Origin of the sequence: Rhodococcus sp. BE178 (assembly GCF_050433545.1) — a bacterium.
Taxonomy (GTDB): Bacteria; Actinomycetota; Actinomycetes; order Mycobacteriales; family Mycobacteriaceae; genus Prescottella.
Genome location: NZ_JBNPXA010000004.1, coordinates 236,801 through 259,316 on the forward strand (window position 1 = coordinate 236,801; position 22,516 = coordinate 259,316).

Annotated in this window: 18 protein-coding genes; 6 read left to right on the plus strand and 12 right to left on the minus strand. The window is 68.5% G+C overall.

The annotated features are described in order from the left end of the window. Nucleotides 1–274: 274 nt before the first annotated feature. Nucleotides 275–850 (minus strand): MarR family winged helix-turn-helix transcriptional regulator, encoded by a 576-nt coding sequence (locus J2X34_RS10400; RefSeq protein ID WP_114723217.1) that lies wholly within the window; start codon nt 848–850, stop codon nt 275–277. Between the two features lie 233 nt (nt 851–1,083). Between J2X34_RS10400 and J2X34_RS10405 the strand changes: the two genes are divergently transcribed. The 4 genes from J2X34_RS10405 (at nt 1,084) to J2X34_RS10420 (ending at nt 6,685) form a co-directional block, all read left to right on the plus strand. After that, the gene (locus J2X34_RS10405; RefSeq protein WP_114723218.1) at nt 1,084–1,776 is read left to right on the plus strand and encodes an IclR family transcriptional regulator; all 693 of its coding nucleotides are present in this window, start codon (nt 1,084–1,086) and stop codon (nt 1,774–1,776) included. Between the two features lie 314 nt (nt 1,777–2,090). Next, nucleotides 2,091–4,424: a cytochrome P450/oxidoreductase gene (locus tag J2X34_RS10410; protein WP_429517011.1), complete on the plus strand. Its 2,334-nt coding sequence runs from the start codon at nt 2,091–2,093 to the stop codon at nt 4,422–4,424. 40 nt (nt 4,425–4,464) lie between these two features. Next, entirely contained in the window at nt 4,465–5,805 is a 1,341-nt protein-coding gene (locus J2X34_RS10415) for an MFS transporter (RefSeq protein ID WP_429517013.1), read from the plus strand. Between the two features lie 118 nt (nt 5,806–5,923). Continuing rightward, nucleotides 5,924–6,685: an alpha/beta fold hydrolase gene (locus J2X34_RS10420; protein WP_114723221.1), complete on the plus strand. Its 762-nt coding sequence runs from the start codon at nt 5,924–5,926 to the stop codon at nt 6,683–6,685. An 80-nt stretch (nt 6,686–6,765) separates the two neighbouring features. Here J2X34_RS10420 and J2X34_RS10425 read toward each other — a convergent pair whose 3' ends face one another. From J2X34_RS10425 to J2X34_RS10450, 6 genes are all read right to left on the minus strand, one after another. Further along, nucleotides 6,766–7,263 carry a nuclear transport factor 2 family protein gene (locus J2X34_RS10425; RefSeq protein ID WP_114723222.1) on the minus strand — a complete coding sequence of 166 codons (498 nt, stop codon included), beginning with the start codon at nt 7,261–7,263 and terminating at the stop codon, nt 6,766–6,768. Nucleotides 7,264–7,336: 73 nt separating this feature from the next. Continuing rightward, a complete protein-coding gene (locus tag J2X34_RS10430) occupies nt 7,337–8,686 on the minus strand; it encodes an MFS transporter (protein ID WP_258558051.1) in 1,350 nt (449 codons plus the stop codon). Nucleotides 8,687–8,732: 46 nt separating this feature from the next. Further along, nucleotides 8,733–10,193: an FAD-dependent oxidoreductase gene (locus J2X34_RS10435; protein WP_429517016.1), complete on the minus strand. Its 1,461-nt coding sequence runs from the start codon at nt 10,191–10,193 to the stop codon at nt 8,733–8,735. Next, complete coding sequence (locus J2X34_RS10440; protein WP_258558052.1) at nt 10,190–10,990, minus strand: SDR family NAD(P)-dependent oxidoreductase; 801 nt, start codon at nt 10,988–10,990, stop codon at nt 10,190–10,192. Before J2X34_RS10440 ends, J2X34_RS10435 begins: the two co-directional genes overlap by 4 nt. 10 nt (nt 10,991–11,000) lie before the next feature. After that, the gene (locus tag J2X34_RS10445; RefSeq protein WP_429517018.1) at nt 11,001–11,837 is read right to left on the minus strand and encodes an SDR family NAD(P)-dependent oxidoreductase; all 837 of its coding nucleotides are present in this window, start codon (nt 11,835–11,837) and stop codon (nt 11,001–11,003) included. 77 nt (nt 11,838–11,914) lie between these two features. Beyond that, nucleotides 11,915–12,382, minus strand: a complete 468-nt coding sequence (locus J2X34_RS10450) for a nuclear transport factor 2 family protein (RefSeq protein WP_114723226.1) — start codon at nt 12,380–12,382, stop codon at nt 11,915–11,917. Between the two features lie 205 nt (nt 12,383–12,587). Between J2X34_RS10450 and J2X34_RS10455 the strand changes: the two genes are divergently transcribed. Next, nucleotides 12,588–13,253 (plus strand): IclR family transcriptional regulator, encoded by a 666-nt coding sequence (locus J2X34_RS10455; protein ID WP_258558053.1) that lies wholly within the window; start codon nt 12,588–12,590, stop codon nt 13,251–13,253. Nucleotides 13,254–13,268: 15 nt separating this feature from the next. Here the strand turns inward: J2X34_RS10455 and J2X34_RS10460 are convergent, their stop codons facing one another. The 5 genes from J2X34_RS10460 to J2X34_RS10480 all read right to left on the minus strand — a co-directional run bounded on the left by J2X34_RS10460 (nt 13,269) and on the right by J2X34_RS10480 (nt 20,339). Beyond that, nucleotides 13,269–14,495, minus strand: coding sequence for a CynX/NimT family MFS transporter (locus J2X34_RS10460; protein ID WP_429517021.1), 1,227 nt, complete (start codon nt 14,493–14,495; stop codon nt 13,269–13,271). Beyond that, entirely contained in the window at nt 14,488–16,413 is a 1,926-nt protein-coding gene (locus J2X34_RS10465; RefSeq protein ID WP_114723228.1) for an FAD-dependent oxidoreductase, read from the minus strand. The genes J2X34_RS10460 and J2X34_RS10465 overlap by 8 nt, the downstream gene beginning before the upstream one ends. A 3-nt stretch (nt 16,414–16,416) precedes the next feature. After that, complete coding sequence (locus J2X34_RS10470; protein ID WP_429517023.1) at nt 16,417–17,751, minus strand: MFS transporter; 1,335 nt, start codon at nt 17,749–17,751, stop codon at nt 16,417–16,419. A gap of 164 nt (nt 17,752–17,915) precedes the next feature. Next, nucleotides 17,916–18,827 carry a LysR substrate-binding domain-containing protein gene (locus J2X34_RS10475; protein ID WP_114723230.1) on the minus strand — a complete coding sequence of 304 codons (912 nt, stop codon included), beginning with the start codon at nt 18,825–18,827 and terminating at the stop codon, nt 17,916–17,918. An 81-nt stretch (nt 18,828–18,908) separates the two neighbouring features. Continuing rightward, nucleotides 18,909–20,339, minus strand: a complete 1,431-nt coding sequence (locus J2X34_RS10480) for a DUF1254 domain-containing protein (protein ID WP_258558054.1) — start codon at nt 20,337–20,339, stop codon at nt 18,909–18,911. Nucleotides 20,340–20,526: 187 nt separating this feature from the next. On the opposite strand from J2X34_RS10480, the gene J2X34_RS10485 reads away from it, so the two are divergent. Then, nucleotides 20,527–22,509, plus strand: coding sequence for an acyl-CoA dehydrogenase family protein (locus J2X34_RS10485; RefSeq protein ID WP_114723231.1), 1,983 nt, complete (start codon nt 20,527–20,529; stop codon nt 22,507–22,509). The last annotated feature ends 7 nt before the right edge of the window (nt 22,510–22,516 follow it).

The following is a 22,516-nucleotide window of genomic DNA, read 5'->3' on the forward strand; positions in this document are numbered from 1 at the left end:
GGATCGCTGCCCGGGCTGTGGTCGTCACCTTCGGTGGAACAGCAGCGCGGTATCGATCACCGCCGCCGGCTCGCTCCGAGGTTAGTAAACAGATTAACTAGTTTCGGTGCGTGAGCGCAACCACACGAGCGGTCTCGTCTCGGTATCCCCGGTATCCCCGCTCCCCCCGAGTACCCCCTCCCCCGCGATTTGCGCACTTATCGGCCCCGGGACGGCGTCGCGGACACCGATAAGTGCGCGAATCGCGAAGGGAGTGGGGGGTGACGCGCGTGTGTCAGTTGCGTCCGCGAACGTCGAACTGGCTGCGATTGGTGATCAGCTTGTCGAGCAGCATCACGAGAATGTGCTGTTCAGCCTCGGTGAGAACGCTCGCCCATGCGTATTCGCGTTCGTTGTGCTCGCGGTAGGTGGCGGCCATCTCGGCGCGACCCTTCTCGGTGAGCGAGAGCTGGACCGAGCGGCCGTCGTGCTCGTCCGGGGACCGATCGAGCAGACCGCTCGCCACCAGGGTCTTCGTCAGATTCGATACGGCGGCGCGGCTCATGCCGGTGAGCTTGGCGGCGCTCTTGGGTTCGATCGGACCGGCCAGCCACGTCACGAACAGCAGGCGGAAGGTCGACCACGACAACCCGCGCGGACGGTGCACCGACGACTCGAGGTCGTACGTCACCACATTCGCGGCCCGGTTGAGGGTGAGTAAAACCTGCGTGGCGAGTTGATGGGTGGAACCGTACTCGGTGCTCAGGCGCCGATTCGCGAGATCGATGAACGACCAGAAGTCGAGATCGCCGGCCTCCGGCTCCGCAGCGTCCCCCGCAGCCCGGCCGTTCCGCCCGTCATCCCCGCTCATGCGGTCACCCTATCGCGGCGGGCAGTCGTCGCCGTCAGCTGCGACAGTCGTCGAATCCTCACCAAATTAGTATATCTGTTAACTATTTGATCAGCGCTTCCCTGACCGAGTGCCCACCCCGTGGATCGGGTCCACCGCGTTCGACCACCTGACCCGTAAAGTCGGCGCAAAGGCCCCGGAGCACGGGGTCGAGCCCGCACGACAGGCCCCGACAACCCCCGGACAGGACGGATATGAGCACGCTGCAGACCCTCGATCGTGGGCTGCGCGCGCTCGACGTCGTCGCCCAGTCGCAGGCCGGCATCTCGGTGGCCGACCTGGCCAAGGAACTCGATGTCCACCGGGCCATCTGCTACCGCATCGTCGCGACGCTCGAGGCGCACTCGCTGGTCACACGCACCGACGACGGACGCATCCGGCTCGGCGTCGGTGCCGCGATCCTGGCGTCCCGCTTCGAACCGCAGTTCTCCGGCGACGTGCAACCCCTGCTGTACGCCCTCGCGAACGAGACCAAGGCCACGGCGTTCGTCTCCGCAGCTCAGGGGCAGAACTGCGTCGTGATCATGGTGGCCGAACCGGAGGGCACGCTGCTGCGGGTCGGGTACCGCGTCGGCAGCAGCCACCCCCTCGACAAGGGCGCCGCGGGTATCGCGATCCTCGCGCTGCGTCCCGAGCAGTCGAACGACCCCGACCCGGTGCGTCAGGCCCGCGCCGACGGCTACAGCCTCACCCGCGGCCAGCTCGAACACGGCGCGGTGGGCATCGCGTCGGGCATCGCGCTGCCCCCGGGCTTCGGGTCGAGCACCGGCCTGGAACGCAGCGTCGGCGTCGTCGCGATCGACGGCCTCGACACCGACGGCGCCGCCGCCGCGGTGAAGCGCACCGCGCGCGAGATCGAGACCCGCATCAGCGTCCGAGGCGCCTGACCGCCGGGGCCTTCCGGCCCCCACCCACCCCGCACCCGCGCGTTTCGCGCACTTATCGGTCCGACGCAGGCCCTCCCGAGACCGCCAAGTGCGCAAATCGCGAACGGGGGCGGGGTCGCGTACCCCCCGCGACCGGCGATTCCGGGGTCGCTCGCCCTACCACAGAACAGACCACTCGCGTCGTTATTTGAGGCCTACTTGACCCCGAATGTGACCGCACTTACTCTGTGCGGAGTTCGCTCACCGATACACGATGTGCGCTATTAGTAACTTCGCAGATGAGCGCAGTTTTCAGACAGACGGAGATGCCAGTCATGAGCGTGTGCCCGATCGACCACACAGCCCTGCAGAACGCCGGCCGCGCTGCGGCCATGTCCAACACCGGGTGCCCGGTTTCCGCGAATGCCGCCGCCTTCGACCCGTTCACGGGCCCGTACCAGGTGGACCCTGCCGCGTCGCTGCGCTGGTCGCGCGACGAGGAGCCGGTGTTCTTCAGCCCCGAAACCGGCTACTGGGTCGTCACCCGGTACGAGGACGTCAAGGCCGTGTTCCGCGACAACATCCTGTTCTCGCCCTCGATCGCGCTCGAGAAGATCACCCCCGTATCCGACGAGGCGACGGCGACGCTCGCCAAGTACGACTACGCGATGTCGCGCACCATGGTGAACGAGGACGAACCCGCGCACATGCCGCGCCGCCGAGTCCTGATGGATCCGTTCACCCCCAAGGAACTGGTCCACCACGAACCGATGGTCCGCCGCCTCACCCGCGAGTACGTGGACCGGTTCATCGAGACCGGTCGGGCCGACCTCGTCGACGAGATGCTGTGGGAGGTCCCGCTCACCGTCGCGCTGCACTTCCTCGGCGTGCCCGAGGAGGACATGGACGAGCTGCGCAGCTACTCGATCGCGCACACGGTCAACACGTGGGGCCGGCCCGCACCCGAGGAGCAGGTCGCGGTCGCCGAGGCGGTCGGCAAGTTCTGGCAGTACGCCGGCCAGGTACTCGAGAAGATGCGCAAGGATCCGTCGGGCCACGGCTGGATGCCGTTCGGCATCCGCATGCAGAAGGAGCTGCCGGACGTCGTCACCGACTCCTACCTGCACTCGATGATGATGGCGGGAATCGTTGCGGCACACGAGACCACGGCGAACGCCTCGGCGAACGCGTTCCGCCTGCTGCTCGAGAACCGCAGCGTGTGGGAGGAGATCTGCGCCGATCCGAGCCTGATCCCCAACGCCGTCGAGGAGTGCCTGCGCCACTCCGGTTCGGTCGCCGCCTGGCGCCGCCTGGTCACCGCCGACACCACGATCGGGGGCATCGACATCCCCGAGGGTTCGAAGCTGCTGATCGTCACCTCGTCCGCGAACCACGACGAGCGCCACTTCGACAATGCCGACGACTTCGACATCCGGCGCGAGAACTCCAGCGACCACCTGACGTTCGGCTACGGCAGCCACCAGTGCATGGGCAAGAACCTCGCCCGCATGGAGATGCAGATCTTCCTCGAGGAGTTCACCAAGCGTCTGCCGCACATGGAACTCGTGCCGGACCAGAAGTTCACCTACCTGCCCAACACGTCGTTCCGTGGACCGGACCACGTTCTGGTGCAGTGGGATCCGGCGAAGAACCCGGAACGCACCGATCCGTCGATCCTGGACAACCGCCAGCCGGTGAAGATCGGTGAACCGTCCAAGACCAACATCTCCCGGACCGTGACCGTCGACGCGATCACCCCGGCCGCCGACGGCGTCGTGCGCGTGACCCTGTCGGATCCGTCGGGCAAGGCGCTGCCGAAGTGGACGCCGGGTTCGCACATCGACATCGACCTCGGCGACCTGTCCCGGCAGTACTCGCTGTGCGGCGATCCGAACGACCTGTCCACGTACGAGATCGCGGTGCTCGAGGAACCCGAGAGCCGCGGCGGGTCGCGCTACGTGCACCGCACCCTCGAGGCCGGCCACACGCTGAAGCTGCGCGGACCGCGCAACCACTTCAAGCTCGACCCCGACGCCGAGCGCTACATCTTCGTCGCGGGCGGCATCGGCATCACGCCGATCATCGCGATGGCCGACCATGCCAAGGCCACCGGCAAGGACTACGAGATCCACTACTGCGGGCGCGATCGCTCCACGATGGCGCTGCTCGACCGGCTGATGGCCGATCACGGCGACCGCACCACGGTGCACGCGAGCTCCACCGGCAACCGCCTCGACATCCCCGCCCTGCTCGACGTCCCGGTCGACGGTACCCAGATCTACTCGTGTGGACCGGAACGCCTGCTCACCGCGCTCGACGAGGCCAGCGCCCACTGGCTCGAGGACTCCCTGCACGTCGAACACTTCACATCCAATCTGGCCAAGCTCGACCCGGCCAACGAGCACGCGTTCGAGGTCGAACTGCGTGACTCGGGTTTGACCCTCCAGGTCGCCGCCGACCAGACGGTGCTCGACGCCCTGCGTGCGTCGAACATCGACATCCAGAGCGACTGCGAGGAGGGGCTGTGCGGATCGTGCGAAGCCCCCGTCCTCGACGGCGAGGTGGATCACCGCGACATGGTGCTCACCAAAACCGAACGGGCTCAGAACAAGTCGATGATGACCTGCTGCTCTCGCGCATGCGGCACCAAGATCAGCCTCGCGCTCTGACCCACCTCCCCCTCTTCTTCAGCACCCGAAAGGATCCGTAATGGGATCACCGACAGTCTCTGCGCCGGCCGGCCCGGCTCGTAGCGACCAGCCGCCCAAGTCGAGCTTCAAGCGCGTCCTCACCGGCAGCATGGCCGGTGCCGTGCTCGAGTGGTACGACTTCGCGATCTACGGCATCCTCGCCGCGACCGTCCTCGGCCCGCTGTTCTTCCCCGGCGACGACGGCGTCGCGAAGCTGCTGCTGGCGCTGGCGACCCAGGGCCTCGGTTTCATCGCCCGCCCGTTGGGCGGCATCGTCTTCGGCCATCTCGGCGACAAGTTCGGCCGGAAGCCGATGCTCGTCACGACGTTCATCATGCTGGGCACCGCGACGGCCGCGATCGGCCTGCTGCCGACCTACGACCAGATCGGCATCTGGGCCACGGTCGCACTCGTCGTGCTGCGTATGATCCAGGGCTTCGCGCTCGGTGGCGAGTTCGGCGCCGCGGTGCTGCTGGTCAGCGAGTACGGCGAACCGAAGAAGCGTGGCTTCTGGGCGTCCTGGCCGCAGGCCGGTGCCCCGATGGGCACGGTCCTCGCGACCGTCATCGTCTCGGTCCTCGGCTTCTTCCTCACGGACGACGCGTTCGACCAGTGGGGCTGGCGTGTGGCCTTCCTGTTCGCGATCCCGCTGCTGATCGTCGGCTTCTGGGTGCGTCGCGGTGTCGAGGAGTCCCCGGTCTTCAAGGCCGCGCAGGAGCAGGCCGCCAAGGCCCCGCAGGCCGACGAGCGTTCGAGCATCCTCGAGGCGCTGCGCCGTCCGCGCGCCGTCCTGATCGGGCTCGGCATGCGTCTGGGCGAGAACATCGCGTTCTACGTCTACACCGTGTTCGTCATCGCCTACGCCACGACGTACTTCGACTTCCACCGCGGCGACATCATCATGGCCGTCACGTTCGCGTCGCTGTTCCAGTTCGTCGGCATGATCGGCGGCGGCGCGTGGTCCGACCGCATCGGCCGCCGGAAGGCGATGCTCGTCCCCGCGATCATCCTCGTGGTGTGGGCACCGGTGTTCTTCTGGCTGGTCCAGCTCGAGAGCCTGCCGATGCTGTGGCTGGGTGTGTGCGTGGGCGCGTTCTTCCACGGCATGCTCGCCGGCCCGGAGGCCGCCTGGATCACCGAGCTGTTCCCGACGCGCTACCGCTACGCCGGTTCGTCGCTGGTGTTCCAGGGCTCGTCGATCATCGCCGGCGCGCCGGCCCCGTTCATCGCGGTCTGGCTGATCGACAACTACGGCGTCGGTATGGTTATCGGCTACCTGGTGATCACGATGGCGATCACGGTGATCGCGCTGTTGTTCAGCCGCGAGACCAAGGGCGTGGATCTCGACGAGGTCGCGTGACCGATGAGAATCGGTCGGTGACGCCGACCTAGACATCCGGGCCCCGGCCCCGATCCCGACAGGGGTCGGGGCCGGGGCCCGGCCCGTTCGTCACACCGCTACAGACAGGAGAAGTCGAATGACCATCGCTCACAAGCTGGTCGGACACGGCCCCGTGAAGGTGATCGCGCTGCACGGCTGGTTCGGCACGTCCGAGGGCTGGGGCATGCTGCCCGAGTTGATCGACACCGACGCGTACACCTACGCCCTGATCGACTACCGCGGCTACGGCGCGCGACGCGACGAGGCGGGCGAGTTCACGCTCGAGGAGATCTCCGCGGACACCCTCGCGCTGGCCGACGAGCTGGGCTGGGACCGCTTCGCCCTCATCGGGCACTCGATGGGCGGCGCCGCCGCGCTGCGCGTGCTCGCCGACGCCCCCGACCGGGTCACGGCGGTGATCGGCGTCAGCCCCGTTCCCGCGTCGGGCGTGCCGTTCGACGACGACACCGCGGCACTGTTCGGCGGCGCCGAGAACGAGGACGGCAACCGGTACGCGATCCTCGACTTCACCACCGGTAACCGGCAGTCCGCGACGTGGCTGCGGCAGATGACGCAGTTCTCGGTGGACTTCACCACCCGCCCGGCATTCGGTGCGTACCTGCGTTCCTGGGCCGGGGCCGACTTCGCCGCGGAGCTGCCGCTGACGTCCATCCCGGTCAAGACGATTGTCGGCGAGCATGATCCGGCGCTGGGCGCCGAGACCATGAAAGCCACCTGGATGACGCAGCTGCCGCAGTGCGAGCTGGACGTCCTCGCGAACGCGGGCCACTACGCGATGTTCGAGGCGCCGGTCGCGATGATCACCAGCATCGAGGCCGTGCTCTCCGAGCTGAAGTGAGCTGACACCGTCCGTGGCGACGCCGGCACCCCGCAGACGGGGTGCCGGCGTCGCCGTGTCGGATCCGAACTCGTTGCCGGTCAGGGCTTGCCGGTGAAGACCGGATCCTCGAACGAGCGACGGGATCGGACCCAGGAGGGGTCCAGGCCGTCGTCGATCACCTCGGTCACGGACTCGTCGAACACCACGATGCGGTCCGCGATGCGCCACTGTCCGTCGCGCCGCTCGAAGCGGTCGACGTAGCGGCACTTGATGGTTGCGCGGGCCTGCGGCGCCCCCGGGGTCTCGGGGGTCTCGGGGGCCTGGCGCAGGTAGCACAGGCAGTACGACTCGACGTGCGCCGCATCGCCGTCGAGGTCGATCAGCACGTTGGTGATGTAGTGCATCGACGAGTCGATCGTCGCGTGCCGGGACTTCATGTCCTCGATCAGGCCGTCGACGGTGCCGATGTAGCCGCCGTGGTTGTCGATAGCGTCGGGGAAGTAGCAGTCGGCCACCCGCTCGAAGTCCTTGCGGTCCACCGCCCGCGCGTAGCGGTACAGGACCTCGGTGATCTCCTGCTTGTCGAGCAATGACATTGGTTCTCCTGTCGGATTCACCAGCGGGCCCCGCCGACGTCGTTGTCGGCAGGGCCCGTGGTCGGTCGTCTGTCTAGTCGACCCGCAGTTCGATGCCCTTGGTCTCCTTGACGAAGAAGATCGCACCGAGGGTGAGCAGCGCGCAGAACACGAAGTAGAAGGCCGGCGCCAGGTTGTTGCCGGTGACGTCGATCAGCCACGTCGCGATGAACGGGGCCGTACCACCGAGGGCCATGTTGGTGATGTTGTTGCCCAGGGCGAGACCGCTGTAGCGGACCGACGCCTTGAGCATCTCGACGTACGTCACGTACGACGCACCGTTGACCACCGACACCGCGATGAACAGCACCGACTGGCCGACGACCGCCTGCCAGATGCTGCCGCCCGCCATGAGCATGAACATCGGGACGCCCAGCACGACCGCGGCGACGGTGCCGGTGAACAGCACCGGCTTGCGGCCGTAGCGGTCGGCCAGGTAGCCCGCGATCGGCAGCGTGATGACACCGAGGACCAGCGCCAGCGACGTGGACAGGAACGCGACGGTGGACGACTGCCCGCCGGCCTTCTGCAGGTAGGTGGCCGCGTACACGGAGGCGATGTAGTAGCCGCCGGTGATGAGCGCACCCAGGAAGATGATCTTCACGAGCGAGCCACCGGAGGTGGTGAGCAGCTCCTTGACGGGCACCTTCGCCGTCTCGCCCTTGTCCTCGAGCTCCTTGAACTGCGGGGTGTCCTCCATGTGGTTCCGGATCCAGATGCCGACCACGCCGATGACGACGGAGAGCAGGAACGGGATACGCCACGCCCACGACAGGATCTGGTCGTGGGTGAACACCGAGGTGAGCGCCAGCGCGGTCAGGGACGCGACGAGCGAACCGATGTAGGTACCCGAGTTGACCATCGACGTCTGGAAGGCGCGCCACTTCGCCGGCGCGGACTCCGACACGAACGCATTGGCGCCGCCCAGCTCGCCGCCGGCCGCGAAGCCCTGCAGGCAACGCGCCAACACCAGGATCGCGGTCGCCCACACACCGAGGGTGACGTAGGTGGGCATGAGGCCCATCGCCGCCGTCGCGACGACCATCAGCAGGATGGTCCAGGACAGGGCGTTCTTGCGGCCGTACTTGTCACCGATGTGGCCGAAGAAGATGCCACCGGGCACCCGCAGGAAGAACGCGACCGCGAACGTCGCGAACGTGCCGAGCAGCGCGGCGGTGTCGTTCTCCGAGACGAAGAACAGCGACGCGATGATCGTCGCCATGTAGCCGTAGATACCGAAGTCGTAGTACTCGACGACGGTGCCCACGATCGCGGCACGAACCACCTTGACGGTGGACTGCGGGGGCTTGGCCTGCACGGGGTCGGGTCCTCGGGCGGGCTCGGAGCTACGAACCTCGTGCTCCGCAGTGTCGTTTACAGGCATGGGGGGTCCTTTGAAAGTCTCTGGTGTGCAACACGCTTGACCGGTGTCAGATTCCTGCAGTTGTCATTGCCGTGGACGTCTCCGACTCGCCGCGGGCGGTTCGCGCCGCGTTGATACCGGCGAGTCTGCCCATGGTGAGGGCGTTGGCCACGGCGTTTCCGCCGCCCACGTACCGGAGTCCGAGAATTCCGGCCCCGGCCTCCCCCGCGGCGTACAGCCCGTCGATCGGTCGACCCGTCTGATCGAGGACAGCGGCGTCGCTGTCGATCTCCACGCCCGCGTGTGTGCACACGAGCTCCGCGGGAAGCATCCGAACGGCGTAGAACGGACCCTCGTCGATCGGGTCCGGGTGTGCGGTCGAGCCCTTGTTCGCGAGCGTGCGATGACGCAGGAAATCGTCGTCGACGCCGTTCGGGAGTTGCTCGTTCCACCGCGAGACGGCCGCCTCGAGGGCATCGGCCGGCACGTCCATCGCCCCGGCGAGTTCCGCGAGGGAGTCGGCCCGGAGCGTGCGCCCGGAGTCGGCCTCGTCGAGAACCCGCTCCGGAATCCAATCAGTATATCCCCCAGGCAGATTCACGCGCGCCTTTTCGTCGAAGACGGCCCACGCACCGCCCTCCTGCGCGGCGATGATGCCGGTCGAGACCGCGTACGACGCGTCCTCGTCCATGAAGCGTCGACCGTGGCCGTTGACGTAGATCCGCGACTTCGGCGGGAATCCCGACTGCCAGTGGTGGAACCGCTGGAAGTACGCGGTGGGCAGCATCAGTCCCCAGCCCTCGCCGGTGACGGCCGCGGACACCTGCTCGCCGAACTGCAGGTGATCGCCCCGGCTGCCCGGTGCGGCCACCACGAACAGCGACTGTCCGGCCCGGTTCGCGATCGGGTAGAAGCGCCCGACCAGCTCCGGGTTCTGCGCAAACCCGCCGGTCGCGATCACCACCGCGCCCGCCCGGACCTCGATGTCGTCCGCGACCACACCGACCACGCGGTCGTCCTCGACGATCAGCGACTGGACGCGGGTGTTCAGGATCGCCTCGATGCCGTGCTCGCGGCGGGCCTTGTCGAGCACCTGGACCAGCCCGTAGCCCTGATCCTTCGGCACGTGACCACGCCAGACGTCCTCGACGCCGGCCTGGCACAGGCCGGGCATGTGGGCGTTGGCGGACTCCCGCGCCGGGATCTCCACACCCAGATCGATCAGCCACTCGAGCGTCGGGCCCGCGTGCTCGCAGAACGCGCGGACCAGGCCCGGCTTGAGCATCCAGTGGTTGAGGTCCATGTAGTGCTGGAAGAACTTCTCCGCCGTGTCCTCGATGCCGAGGCCGCGCTGGACGCTGGTCCCGGCCGCGGTGAACAGACCGGCCGACAACTGCGTGGAACCACCCAGTTCGGATTCGGACTCGAACAGCAGCACCGACGCGCCCTGCTCGGACGCGGACACCGCCGCCGCGAGTCCTGCTCCGCCGCCGCCGATCACGACGACGTCCCAGTTGTCTTCACTCATGAGAGGACACCTCCCGATTCTTCGAGGATCCGGTGGTACAGCCCGTTGGAGACCAGGCCGCCGTCCACCGTCACCTCGCTGCCGTTCATGTACGTGGATCGGTCGGACAGCAGGAACAGCACCGCGTCCGTGATCTCGTCGACCGTGCCCATACGGCCGGCCGGAATGCTCTGCAGCGACGCCTCGATGAAGGCATCCGCTCCCCCGACGAGAGCGGTGCCGACCAGGCCGGGGTGCACCGAGTTGACCCGGATACCCCACTTCGCGAACTGCCCGGACGCCGACTTCGACAGTCCCGTCAGCCCCCACTTGCTCGACGCGTACGCGGGCGAGAAGTAGCCGACCTGACCGGAGATCGACGAGATGTTCACGATCGATCCGCCGCCGCTGTCCCGCATCAGCGGGGCGGCGGCCTTCATGCCGTAGAACGGGCCGAACAGGTTGATTCGCATGGTCAGCTCCCAGATGTCGTCCGGGGTGTCCATGAACTCGAGCCGACGGCTGATGCCGGCGTTGTTGACCAGACCGCCGAGTTCGCCCTTGCCGGAGCGGATCTCGTCGATCACCCGCGTCCAGGCCGCGGGGTCGGCGACGTCGAGATGGTGCGCCGACGCGCTGCCGCCGGCGGCCTCGATCTCGGCCAGCACCGCGGAGGTGTCGGCGACGTCGGCGAGGCAGACGTGCGAGCCCCGCGCGGCCAGCGCCCTGGCGTGGTTGGCACCCATGCCGGCGGCGGCGCCGGTGACGAGGACGACGCCCGGGTACGTGGCAGGAGTGGAGCCTGCGGAATGACCCATCGACCCTGCATCAGACATGGCGCGAGCCACCGTCGACGGCGATGGAGTGACCGGTGACGTAGCGGGCGCTGTCCGAGAGCAGGAACAGCAGCGGTCCGAAGACCTCTTCCGGCGAGCCGAGGCGGTGCAGCGGCACCACGTTCAGGGCGTGCGCGAGCGCGGCGGGATCCTCGCGGACCCAGCGGGTCATCTCGGTGTCGATGTAGCCGGGTGCGATCGCGTTGACGCGAATGCCCTTGTCGCCGAGTTCCACCGCGAGCGACTCGGTGAGGTGCGCGACGGCGGCCTTGGACGTGCAGTAGGCACCGCGGCCGCGGCGGATGCGCAACGCGGACACCGACGACATGTTGACGATCGCGCCGCCGACCTCCATGTGCCGCGCCGCGGCCTGGGCGCCGAACAGCACGCCCTCGACGTTGACGTCGAGCGTCGCCGCGATCTGCTCGGGTGTGATCTCCTCGACCAGTGCGAACGGGAAGATGCCCGCGTTGTTGATCCAGAAGTCGATGCGCCCGAACTCCTTCAGCGCGATCTGCGCGAGGGCCTCGTGCTCGTCGGCCTTCGTGACGTCGATGCGGGCACCGACGACGCGACCCGGCTTGTCGGCCAGCGACTTCGCGGCCACCTCGTCGTTGATCTCCTGCGCGGTGGCCGTCATCTGATCTTCGTTGATGTCGGCGCCGACGACGTTCACGCCGCGCGTGGCCAGACCGGCCGCGAAGGCGGCGCCCATTCCGCGGGCCGCACCGGTGACGACTGCGACCTTGCCCGCCATCTCCGGGTACAGCGCCAGCATCTGCGTGGCGTCGGTGCGTCCGGGGTTCTGGGTATCGGCGTTCTCGGTCATGATGTCTGGATCCTCCAAAGCAAATGTCTACAAAAAGATTTCGAGGCGCGGGCGCCCCTGATGTTCGAACCGAACGGTCAGGCTGCTGTGTCGCCGCCGGCACCGCTGCCGCCGCTGTCGTCCCTTCGGACGGCGCGACGCGCGATACGCCACTGCCCGCCCGCACGCACCACCCGGTCGGTGACGGTGGTGAACCGCACCAGGCGGGAGTCCCCGCCGATCCGCGTCGCGATGATCTGCAGGTAGGCACGGACCGCGAGTTCGTCCTCGCCGATCCGGTCGATGAGGATGTTGGTGAGCACGTGGCGGTGGGCTTCGCCCGCCGTCGACGCGGCCGTGAAGAACGCCCGGGCGAACTCGGTGAGCGCCGCGGTACCGACGACCGGCGCGGGGTAGCTGGGCGAGTGGAACTCGCCCGTCTCGGTGAACGTGGCCGCCCACTCCGCCGCGAACCCCTCGTCGATGAGGTGGCTCTGCCGGCCGTACAGCTGGTGGATCTCCACGAAAGCCACTGCACCGACCTCACCGTTGCCAGTTCCGCTCATGACACGAACTCCTTCGGCAGTCCCCTGTTCGGGGATTGCACCGTCTACCAATGTGTGCGATAATCGAACGCGTAGTGCGATTAAGGTGAAGCGTAGGTGGCTCACCTCACACACGTCAAGGGAGGGATTCATGGCATCGGTCCGATCCGATGAGAAAACGAGCGAAACCCCGGGAACGACCAGCGGTGTCCAGCTCGATTCACGGATGTCGAAGACGCTGCACAACGGGCTCGAGATCCTCGAGCTGCTCACGCAGCACAAGTACGGGCTGACGGTCACCGAGATCGCCGACGGAATCGGCGTGCACCGAACCGTCGCGGACCGGCTCGTGCGCACCCTCGAGGCACACCGCCTGTGCCGGCGCACCGCGAACAAGCGCATCCTGCTGGGCTCGGGGCTCGTCTCGCTGGCGAGTTCGGTGGAGCAGGATCTGCGCGAGCTGGCGCGGCCGATTCTCGAGGAACTCGCGGACGCCGTCGAGGCCACCGCGCACCTCGCGGTCCGGGACGGCGAGGACCAGGTCCGCGCCCTCATGGTCGTCGAGCCGCGCAATTCACGCGCCCACGTCGGATTCCAGGCGGGTCAGGTCGATCCGATGAACCGCGGCTCTGCGGGCCTGGCCATGCTCGCGGCGATGCCGCCACGGGAAGGGGAACGCCTGGAGGTCACGCGTGCGCGCCAACGCGGATTCGCGGTGACGTCCGGCGAGGTGACCCACTCGGTCACCGGCATCTCGGCCGCGCTGCCCAATCGTCGGCCGGACGACCTCGTCAGCATCGGCGTCTCGGTGTTCGACTCGTCCGAGGAACAGAGGCTGGGCGAGGCCGTCATGGCCGCGGCACGACGGCTCTCAGCACTGCTGCTGCGTTGAGAGATCCGGTGCGGGTCAGCGAGAGCCCCTGGCCCGCACCGCAAATCCCGCGATCAGACACACCGCGGCGACACTGCTGAGCACCAGCGGGCTCAGCGACCAGCCGCCCGTGTGGGTCGCGACGGCCGCAACCAGCGGCGGACCGATGATCGACCCCGCGTTGGACACCTGCACCACCAGGCCGTTGACGGGCCCGATCTCGCGCGGACTCCGGGCCGCGCCGGGTACCGCCGCGAACACCGCGGCCGGCAGCAGGCCGCCGAGGAGCGCGAAAGCCACTGCCGCAGCGTAGGACAGGCCGAACGGCGCCCATCCCGCGTAGATCACGACGGAGGCGGCGCCCATGGAGGTGGCCGCGACGGCGATCAACGATCCGGGGCGCACTCCGCGATGCAGCAGCACCCCGGCACCGATGTTGCCGACGATGTTGCCCAGCACCACCAGCGCCGTGAGCACCGCGGCCGAGCCGTCGGACCGACCGCCGGCGGCGTACATCGTGGGCAGGAAGCCGATCACCGCGAGGTACTGCAGCGAGTAGGTTCCGAAGGCGAGCGCGATCAGCATGGCGGTCGAATTGCGCCACACGCGTGACGGTTTCGACTCCGGGTCGGCACCGGACGAAGACTCACCACTGGACGTCTTCGGTACGACGGCGAGTACCAGCACCGCACACACCACCAGGGCGGCCGCGTTGACGCCCCACAGCCCGCGCCAGCCGATCGCGCCGATCACCCACGGTCCGGCGACGATCGCCACGAACTGGCCCAGCGGCATGTAGATCCCCCACATGCCCAGCGCCAGTCGGCGATGCTCCGCCGCCGCGGCCGAGGCGATCAGTGCCGGCGCCGACACCGCGACGCCCATGAACCCCAGGCCCTCGAGGATCCGGGAGAACAGCAGTACCGGGGTGGACGGGGAGACCGCGCCGAGCAGCGCTCCGGCCGCGAGCACGGTCAGCGCGAGCGTCAGCATGCGGCGTCTGCCCCAACGGTCGACGAATCCGCCTGCGGCACTGCCGAGCAGCGCGCCCACGAACGTGTACGACGACAGGAGCACCCCGGCCGCGGTCAGGCTCATGCCGAGGTCGTCGCGCACCGTCGGCAACGCGACGATGACCTTGCCGACCTGGCTCGCGGCGAGCACGCCTGCGAGCAGCGCGATCACCACCACACCCCACGCAGACGAATCCAGCGCCGCCGGCTGCTGCCGGACGGCGCTGGATTCGGAGACTTGCTCAGGCACCGACGGCGGCATCCGCGTTCTCGTCGGCGGGCACGGTCAGCGACGGATCGGTGGCGGCCGCGATGGCCTCCTCGAACTCGCGCTGCCCCACCTGCGAACCGAGCACCAGCGCGAGGCGGGTCAGGAAGCCCTCGCGGTCGTTCTCGCCCACCTGGTCGAGCGCGTCGGACAGGCCCATCCACACGTTCTCGCGGCGCAACTCGGCCGGGTCGATCGCGGGCCCGTTGTCGACGGCAGCCGACGCACCGGCCGGGGCGCTCCCCAGGCTCAGGTGGCGCACGACGTCGTCGATCCGTCCGACACCGTCGACGCGGCACAGCAGCACGCCGTCGGGACGGATCACGAACACCTCGCCGTCGCGGGCACCGAGCGCGGCGACGGTCTGTCCGTCGGCGTCGGGAACCACCGCAACCGACACGGCGGATTCCTCGGGGGTATCCGAGCCGATCAGGATCGCGCGCACCGACTCCGGTGCCAGCGCACCGGCCAGGGTCGCGGTGGCGGCGGCCAGCGCCGCGGCGTCGACATGCACGCCGAGGACCGCGAAACCGGTGCCGCGCAGGATGTTCAGCGACGTCTCGGTGCCGTCCGCGGTCTGCACCCGGCGGTCCTCGACGGGATCACCGGCGGCGACTCCGTCGGCGTCGGCCGGGGTGGGCCACGTGAGCGGCGAGATCCGCGCGTTGGTGGCGCTGGACTGGCGCGGGTTGATCAGGTGGCTGAACTCGGGGCGGGTCACCGACAGCGCGAGGATCGCGTCGCGCGTCGTCTGGTAGCCGTGGCTGCCGGGCGACATGATGAGCGTGCTCTTGCCGGCGTTGGCGACGTTCTGCCGCCACGCGTCGTGCCGCTCCACCGAGTACGCCTGCAGGAGTTCGGGAGTGGCGTTTCCGTGGATCACGGCGGCCAGCTGCCACGCGAGGGTCTCGGCGTCCTCCATGCCCGAGTTGAGGCCGCGCACACCGAAGATCGGCACCAGGTGCGCCGCGTCGCCGGCGAACAGGATGCGGCCGTGCGTGAAGTCCTGCAGCGCGAGCGCGCGGGCGCTGTAGAAGCCGTGCCACTCGAGCGTCCACGGCAGGTCGTTCTGCAGCCACTCCAGGTGCCGGGTGATCCGGTCGCGGATCCGGTCTTCCTGCGTCTCGAGCTCGGCGTCCTCCGACGGGTCGAGCTGGTAGTCGATGCGCCAGATGTTCATGGGCTGCTTGTGCATGATGATCGTCGAGCCCGGGTTGCTCGGTGGATCGAACCAGACCATGCGCTCGGCCGGCAGTTCCGATTCCCAGTGGATGTCGGCGATCACGTAGCGGCCGTCGTAGTTGTTGCCCTGCATGCGGAGACCGGCGAGCTCGCGCATCCGGCTGCGGCCACCGTCGGCGGCCACGACCCAGCGGGCGCGCAGATGGCGCTTGCCGAACGCGGTGTCGATCTCGAGGGTCACCTCGTCGTCGGCGCGGAGCACGCCCGCGATGCTCGCGGACCAGTGCAGCGTGATGAGCGGGTTCGCCTCGAGCGTGTCGACCATGATCTGCTCGAACTCGGACTGCGAGACGTTGATCATCGGCGGCCGGACGTCGTGGTCGGCGTTGCGCATCTGGAAGTGCAGCACCTGCCGGTCGCGGTAGAAGCTGCGACCGCCGACCCACGGCAGCACGATCTTCTCGAGCTCGGCGCCGAAGCCGAGGCGCGCAGCGGCCTCGAGGCTGTGGCGGGAGATGCAGATGGCGCGGCTGCCGAACGACACCTGGTCGGCCGCTTCGAGGATCGTGACGGGGATGCCGCGCTGGGCCAGGCCGAGGGCGACGGCCATGCCGACGGGTCCGGCGCCGACGATGACGACCGGGAGGGTCTCGTCGGCGGCGGTCATGGACTCGAAGTTCGAGGCCGGGTACTTCGGGGGCTGGTAGTAGGTCGACATGGTCTACACAACTTCCTGCGGGGACGGACGGGAGGACTGGGTACCGGGCACCTTCAGCAGCAGGATGCTGGCGAGGCTGATCAGGGCGATCAGCACGAAGTAGCCGGTGATCGCGAGCGATGTCTCGAAGCTCGCGTACAGCGCGGTGGCGATGATCGGGGCGAGGCCGCCGCCGAGGATGGCGCCGATCTGGTAGCCGAGGGAGGCGCCCGAGTAGCGGATCGCCGGGGGGAACAGCTCGGCGAACAGCGCGGACTGCGGGCCGGCGCAGCAGCCGAGGGTGAAGCCGAGCGCGATCATCGCGACGACCATCACCGGCAGCACGGCGGTGTCCATCAGCGGGAAGAAGACGGCGGCGGCGATCACCAGCGCGATCGAGCTGCGGACGTAGACCGTCCGGCGGCCCAGGGTGTCGGACTTCCACGCGCTGAACGCCATGCCGGCCATCCAGAACGGGCACGAGCTGATCAGCAGGAACAGCATCGTGGTCTTGCTGAAGCCGAGTTCGGACTCGCCGTACTTGAGGACGTAGACCATGTACGCGTAGGCGATGCCGTTGGTGGCGATGAACGTGCCGCCGGCCAGCAGGACGGTCTTCCAGTGCTTGGTGAGGACCTCGACGATGGGCAGCTTGTCGGGCTTGCCGTCGTCCTTGGAATCCTTGGACTCCTTGAACTCGCTGCTCTCCTCGAGGCCGAGGCGGATCCACATCGCGACCAGGACGAGGACGGCACTGAGCAGGAACGGGATGCGCCAGCCCCACGCCTTGAACGTCTCGTCGCTCATGAACGCGGTCAGCGGCAGGTACACGAGGTTTGCCACGAGGACGCCGGCCGGCACACCGATCTGGGGTGCGGCGCCGTAAAGGCCCTTGCGGCCCTCGGGGGCGTTCTCGGTGGCGACCAGGACCGCGCCGCCCCACTCGCCGCCCACGCCGAGACCCTGGATGAAGCGCAGCGTCACCAGCAGGATCGGGGCGAAGACGCCGATCGCGTCGTAGTTGGGGAGCACACCGATGCCGACGGTCGCGAAGCCCATGAGCAGCAGCGAGATGACGAGCATCGACTTGCGTCCCACGCGGTCACCGAAGTGGCCCATGACGACGCCACCGATGGGGCGCGCGATGAATCCGACGGCGAGGGTCGCGAACGACGCCAGCGTGCCGGCCAGATCCGACGAGTTCGGGAAGAACTGGTGACCGAGTACCAGGGCGGCAGCGGTGCCGTAGATGAAGAAGTCGTACCACTCGATCGCGGTGCCGACGAAGCTGCCCAGCGCGGCCTTGCGGGCCTTGCGGTGCAGCACCTGCGGCGGGGTCGCCGTCATGGTTGCCGTCATGAGTTCGGTGCCTTTCACATCTGGAAGCGCAGGGAAGGAACCACCCGCACGCGCGCCGACGAAGCGGCCTGCAGGACATCTTGACCTGGATCACATCGCGTGAAAAGCGCAAGAAGTCGGGGTGAATACCCACAAAACCTGTGGTTATGGGTGGGTGACGCCGATCAGTCAGCCTCGGCGAACTCGACGAACGCGCGGGCGGCCCGGCTGAGCAGCGCGTCCTGCGACCACACCAGCAGGATGTCCACCTCCGGCACCGGCGGCTCCACCTCGGGCCGCACCACCACACCGAGACCCTCGTACGTGACGTCGAGCTGGGGCCGCTGGATCAGCAGCGTCCAGCCGAAGCCGCGCCCCACCAGCGCGCGGGCGGTCTCGAAGTTCTTCGGCCGGAACCGCACGCGTGGGGTGAACCCGGCATGGCTGCACATCTGCAGCGCGTGGAACGAGCTGGGCGGGGCGTCGAGCAGCACCATCGGCTCGTCGGCAAGTTCGGCCAGCTCGACGACCGGGGCGTCGGCGAGGCGGTGGTCGGCGGGCAGCAGGATCGCGGGCTGCCGGGTGTCCATCCGGGCGCGACGCAGCGCGGGCGACAGGTCCAGGTCGTAGACGATCGCGAGGTCCAGCTCCCCCGAGACCAGGCGTTGTTCGAGCCGGTCCTGGGTGTCCTCGACGAAGTCGACGGTGACCCCCGGATGGAGCTGGTTGAACTCGTACAGCAGCCGCGGCAGCAGCGTCGGCCCCAGTGACGAGTAGCAGCCGATCGCGAGCGGACCGGTGAGCACACCCGTGGCGCCCGACGCCTCCGCGGCAAGGTCACCGGCCTGCTCGAGCAGCGCCTTCGCCCGCATCAGGACCCGTTCGCCGGTGGGGGTGAGCTGCACGCCGTGCGCACGCCGACGCACGCACAACTGCGACTTGAGTGCCCGTTCCAGTTCGGTGATCGCGAGGGACACCGCGGACTGCGAGACGTGCAGCCGATCGGCGGCGGCGCGGATGGTGCCGGTCTCGGCGACGGCCACGAAGACGAACAATTGGCGCATCGTGTACGCCGGCGGCCTCGCCGAGCTGACCATGATGGTTATTACCTCCCAGGCACCGATTCTCGCACCCCGCCGAATGGACGAGCCGGGTGGGAAGTCGGGCGACGGGCCTGCTCAGCCCCGTCCCGGCGCGGCCTCCACGATCTCGCTCGGGGCCCACGCCCCGTCGAACCACGGCTGCAGGGGCCCGTACAGCCGGAGCACCGGGAACCAGCTCTTGTCGGGGAGCGTGCGGATCCAGTTCGTCTCCCGGCCGGGCGGCGGATTCGGCCCGAACCACAGCACGAACGAACCGTCCTCCTCGGGCACGACGGTGCCGGTCAGACTCATGACGCTCGGATAGGGATTGTCGGTCTGGATCAGCGACCGCGTCTGGGTGTCGTACACGTCGACCGACCAGAAGTTCTTCGCGGGCGGGTTCGGCGGGAGGGTGAGACGGTAGGTCTTGCCGCCGTCGAGGATCGCGCCGTGGGCGTCCTCGGCCGTGTAGGTGTACGCGGACCCGGCCCCCACCTGGGCGTGCGCCATCGCCGGCGTGATCACGGTGGCGAAGTAGTGGAACTGGGTTCGGGCGTCGAGCAGCCGGGCGTGGTCGCGCAGGAACTCGTAGCTGCCGCCGACGAACGCCTGCTTCCACGAGGAGCCGGGGTGCAGAAAGCTCTCCGGGTCGCGCGGGAAGTACACCAGTGCCCGGCTGATGCCGGCGGCGGTTCTCGCGGCAGCGTCCAGGATGCCGCGGAGTCGCTGGTCCGGGGTGAAGGGGCTCCCGTGCCGGATGCCGATCGCCGCAAGCTGGCCGGCCCGTTCGGGATCGAGTGCCTCCGCGGGCTCCTCCTGAACCAGTTCGTCGATCTCCTCGAAGAAGGAGAAGTCGTTCGCATGCACGGTGTTGAACTTTTCGTCGGCGATGTTGACGAAAGCCATCTCCGGCGGGTTCGCGGCGTCGGCGAGCCGGTAGACGCGGGTCTGCTTGACGGACTCGACCCCGCCGAGCGCGCGGAAGATCGCCCAGTTGGTGAAGGTGGGGGTCCGGTAGACGAAGTAGCCGTCGGGTTCCTCGCCCTGGTAGCCGGGCGGAAGGAAGAGGTACTTGCCGCCCTTGCCCCGGTCCGGCCCGGCGATGCCCATGTCCGCGACGTAGCGGAACCAGAAGTCGTCCACCACGCACAGCGAGTCGGTGGGCGGCTCGACGACGACGGGGCCGTCGCGCAGATCGAGGAACATCGTGGCGTAGGTGGTCTCGGTGTTGGGAGTCAGGAACAAGCTGCCCGAGTTGGCTCGCGGCTCGGTGTAGGCGATCGTGCCCAGGCCGTCGATGCCCACGCTGCGGAACCCCCGCCGCATCGCGACGAGCGAGGCTCCGGGAACCGCGCCCAGGAACACCTCGACGCCCCGCAGGAAGTCGAGCCCGTCGTACAGACTCTTCGTGGTCTCGGGCAGGGGCACCCCGTCGAAGAACTCGAACGTGCCGATCGGGGTCTGGACCCGGTCCGGCATGCCGACCCCTGCGAGAGCCTGCGCGAGGGCGTCACTTGAGTCGTTCACCTGTGCCTCCTGGTGGGCGTGGATTCGTCGGCGTGCAGCGCCGACGGTAGGCGAGGGCAGGTCCGTCCACCTCACCCGCGCGAGGTGATCCCTTTCGCCGGCGCCCGCCGAGGGGAATACTCGCCAGTAGCTTTGTCAGTAGCTTTGTGGACAGGTTCTCCGATCGCTCTCGTCTAGGAGGCAGATCATGGTGACACCGACCCAGGTCACGGAAGAACAGGCACGAGAACTAGCCGAAGAGTCCCGGGAGAGCGGCTGGGACAAGCCCTCCTTCGCCAAGGAACTGTTCCTCGGGCGATTCCGGCTCGATCTGGTGCATCCCTTCCCCAGGCCCGGCGCCGCCGACACGGCGCGGACCGAAGCGTTCATCGCCGAACTCGAGGAGTACTGCCGCGACCTCGACGGGTCGGTGATCGAGCGCGAGTCCCAGATCCCCGACGAGTACGTCGCGGGCCTGACCGAACTCGGCTGCTTCGGACTCAAGGTCCCCACCGAATACGGCGGGCTCGGCCTGTCCCAGGTGGCCTACAACCGCGCCCTCATGGTGGTGTCGTCGGTGCACCCGAGCCTCGGTGCGCTGCTGTCCGCGCACCAGTCGATCGGAGTGCCGGAACCGCTGAAGCTGGCCGGCACCCCCGCACAGAAGGCGGAGTTCCTGCCGCGCTGCGCGAAGGGCGCGATCTCGGCGTTCCTGCTGACCGAACCCGACGTCGGCTCGGATCCGGCCCGGATGGCGTCGACCGCGACACCGACCGAGGACGGCTCCGCCTACATACTCGACGGTGTCAAGCTGTGGACCACCAATGGTGTGGTGGCCGAACTGCTGGTGGTGATGGCACGGGTGCCGCGCAGCGAGGGGCGCCACCCCGGCGAGCCGGGCAGTCATCACGGCGGTATCAGCGCGTTCGTGGTGGAAGCGGACTCGCCCGGCATCACCGTCGAACGCCGCAACGCCTTCATGGGTCTGCGCGGAATCGAGAACGGCGTCACCCGACTGCACCAGGTCCGGGTCCCGGCCCGGAATCTGATCGGGCGCGAGGGCGACGGCCTCAAGATCGCGTTGACCACTCTGAACGCCGGCCGGCTGGCGATTCCCGCGATGTGCACGGCGGCCGGCAAGTGGTCGCTCAAGATCGCGCGCGAGTGGTCCGCGGAGCGAGTGCAGTGGGGTAGACCGGTCGGCGAGCACGGCGCGGTCGCCGCGAAGATCTCGTTCATCGCGGCCACCACGTTCGCGCTCGAGGCAGTGCTGGAGCTGTCCGGCCAGATGGCCGACGAGGCCCGCAACGACATCCGTATCGAGGCCGCGCTGGCCAAGTTGTGGGCCAGCGAGATGGCCTGCCGCATGGCCGACGACCTCATCCAGATCCGCGGTGGGCGCGGCTACGAGACCGCCGCGTCGCTCGCCGCGCGCGGTGAACGCGCGGTGCCGGTCGAGCAGTTGATGCGGGACCTGCGCATCAACCGGATCTTCGAGGGCTCGAGCGAGATCATGCGACTGCTCATCGCCCGCGAGGCCGTCGATGCGCACCTGACCGCTGCCGGCGACCTGGCCGACCCCAAGGCCGACCTGCAGCACAAGGCCAAGGCGGCCCTCGGCGCCAGCGGCTTCTATGCCAAGTGGCTGCCGCACCTGGTCTCGGGCAAGGGGCAGCTGCCCAACTCCTACAGCGAATTCGGTGCGCTGGCTACACATCTGCGGTTCGTCGAGCGCAGCGCCCGCAAGCTGGCACGGTCCACGTTCTACGGCATGGCGCGCTGGCAGGCCGGCATGGAGAAGCATCAGGCCTTCCTCGGCCGGATCGTCGATATCGGCGCCGAACTGTTCGCGATGTCGGCGGCGTGCGTGCGCGCCGAGATGGACCGCACCGAGGATCCCGCCCGGGGCGCGACAGCCACCGACCTGGCCGACGCCTTCTGCCGGCAGTCCCGGCTGCGCGTCGACCGACTGTTCGCGGCGCTGTGGGAGAACACCGACGACACCGATCACCGGATCGCCCGCGACGTCCTCGGCGGCGAGTACACCTGGCTCGAGGCCGGCGTGCTGGATCCGTCCGAGGGCACCGGACCCTGGATCGCCTCCTGGGCGCCGGGCGCCTCCACCGAGAAGAACCTGGCCCGGCGCTACCCGGCGGTGACCGACGCGAACGCCGAGGAACCGGCCAACTAGAGCCGCA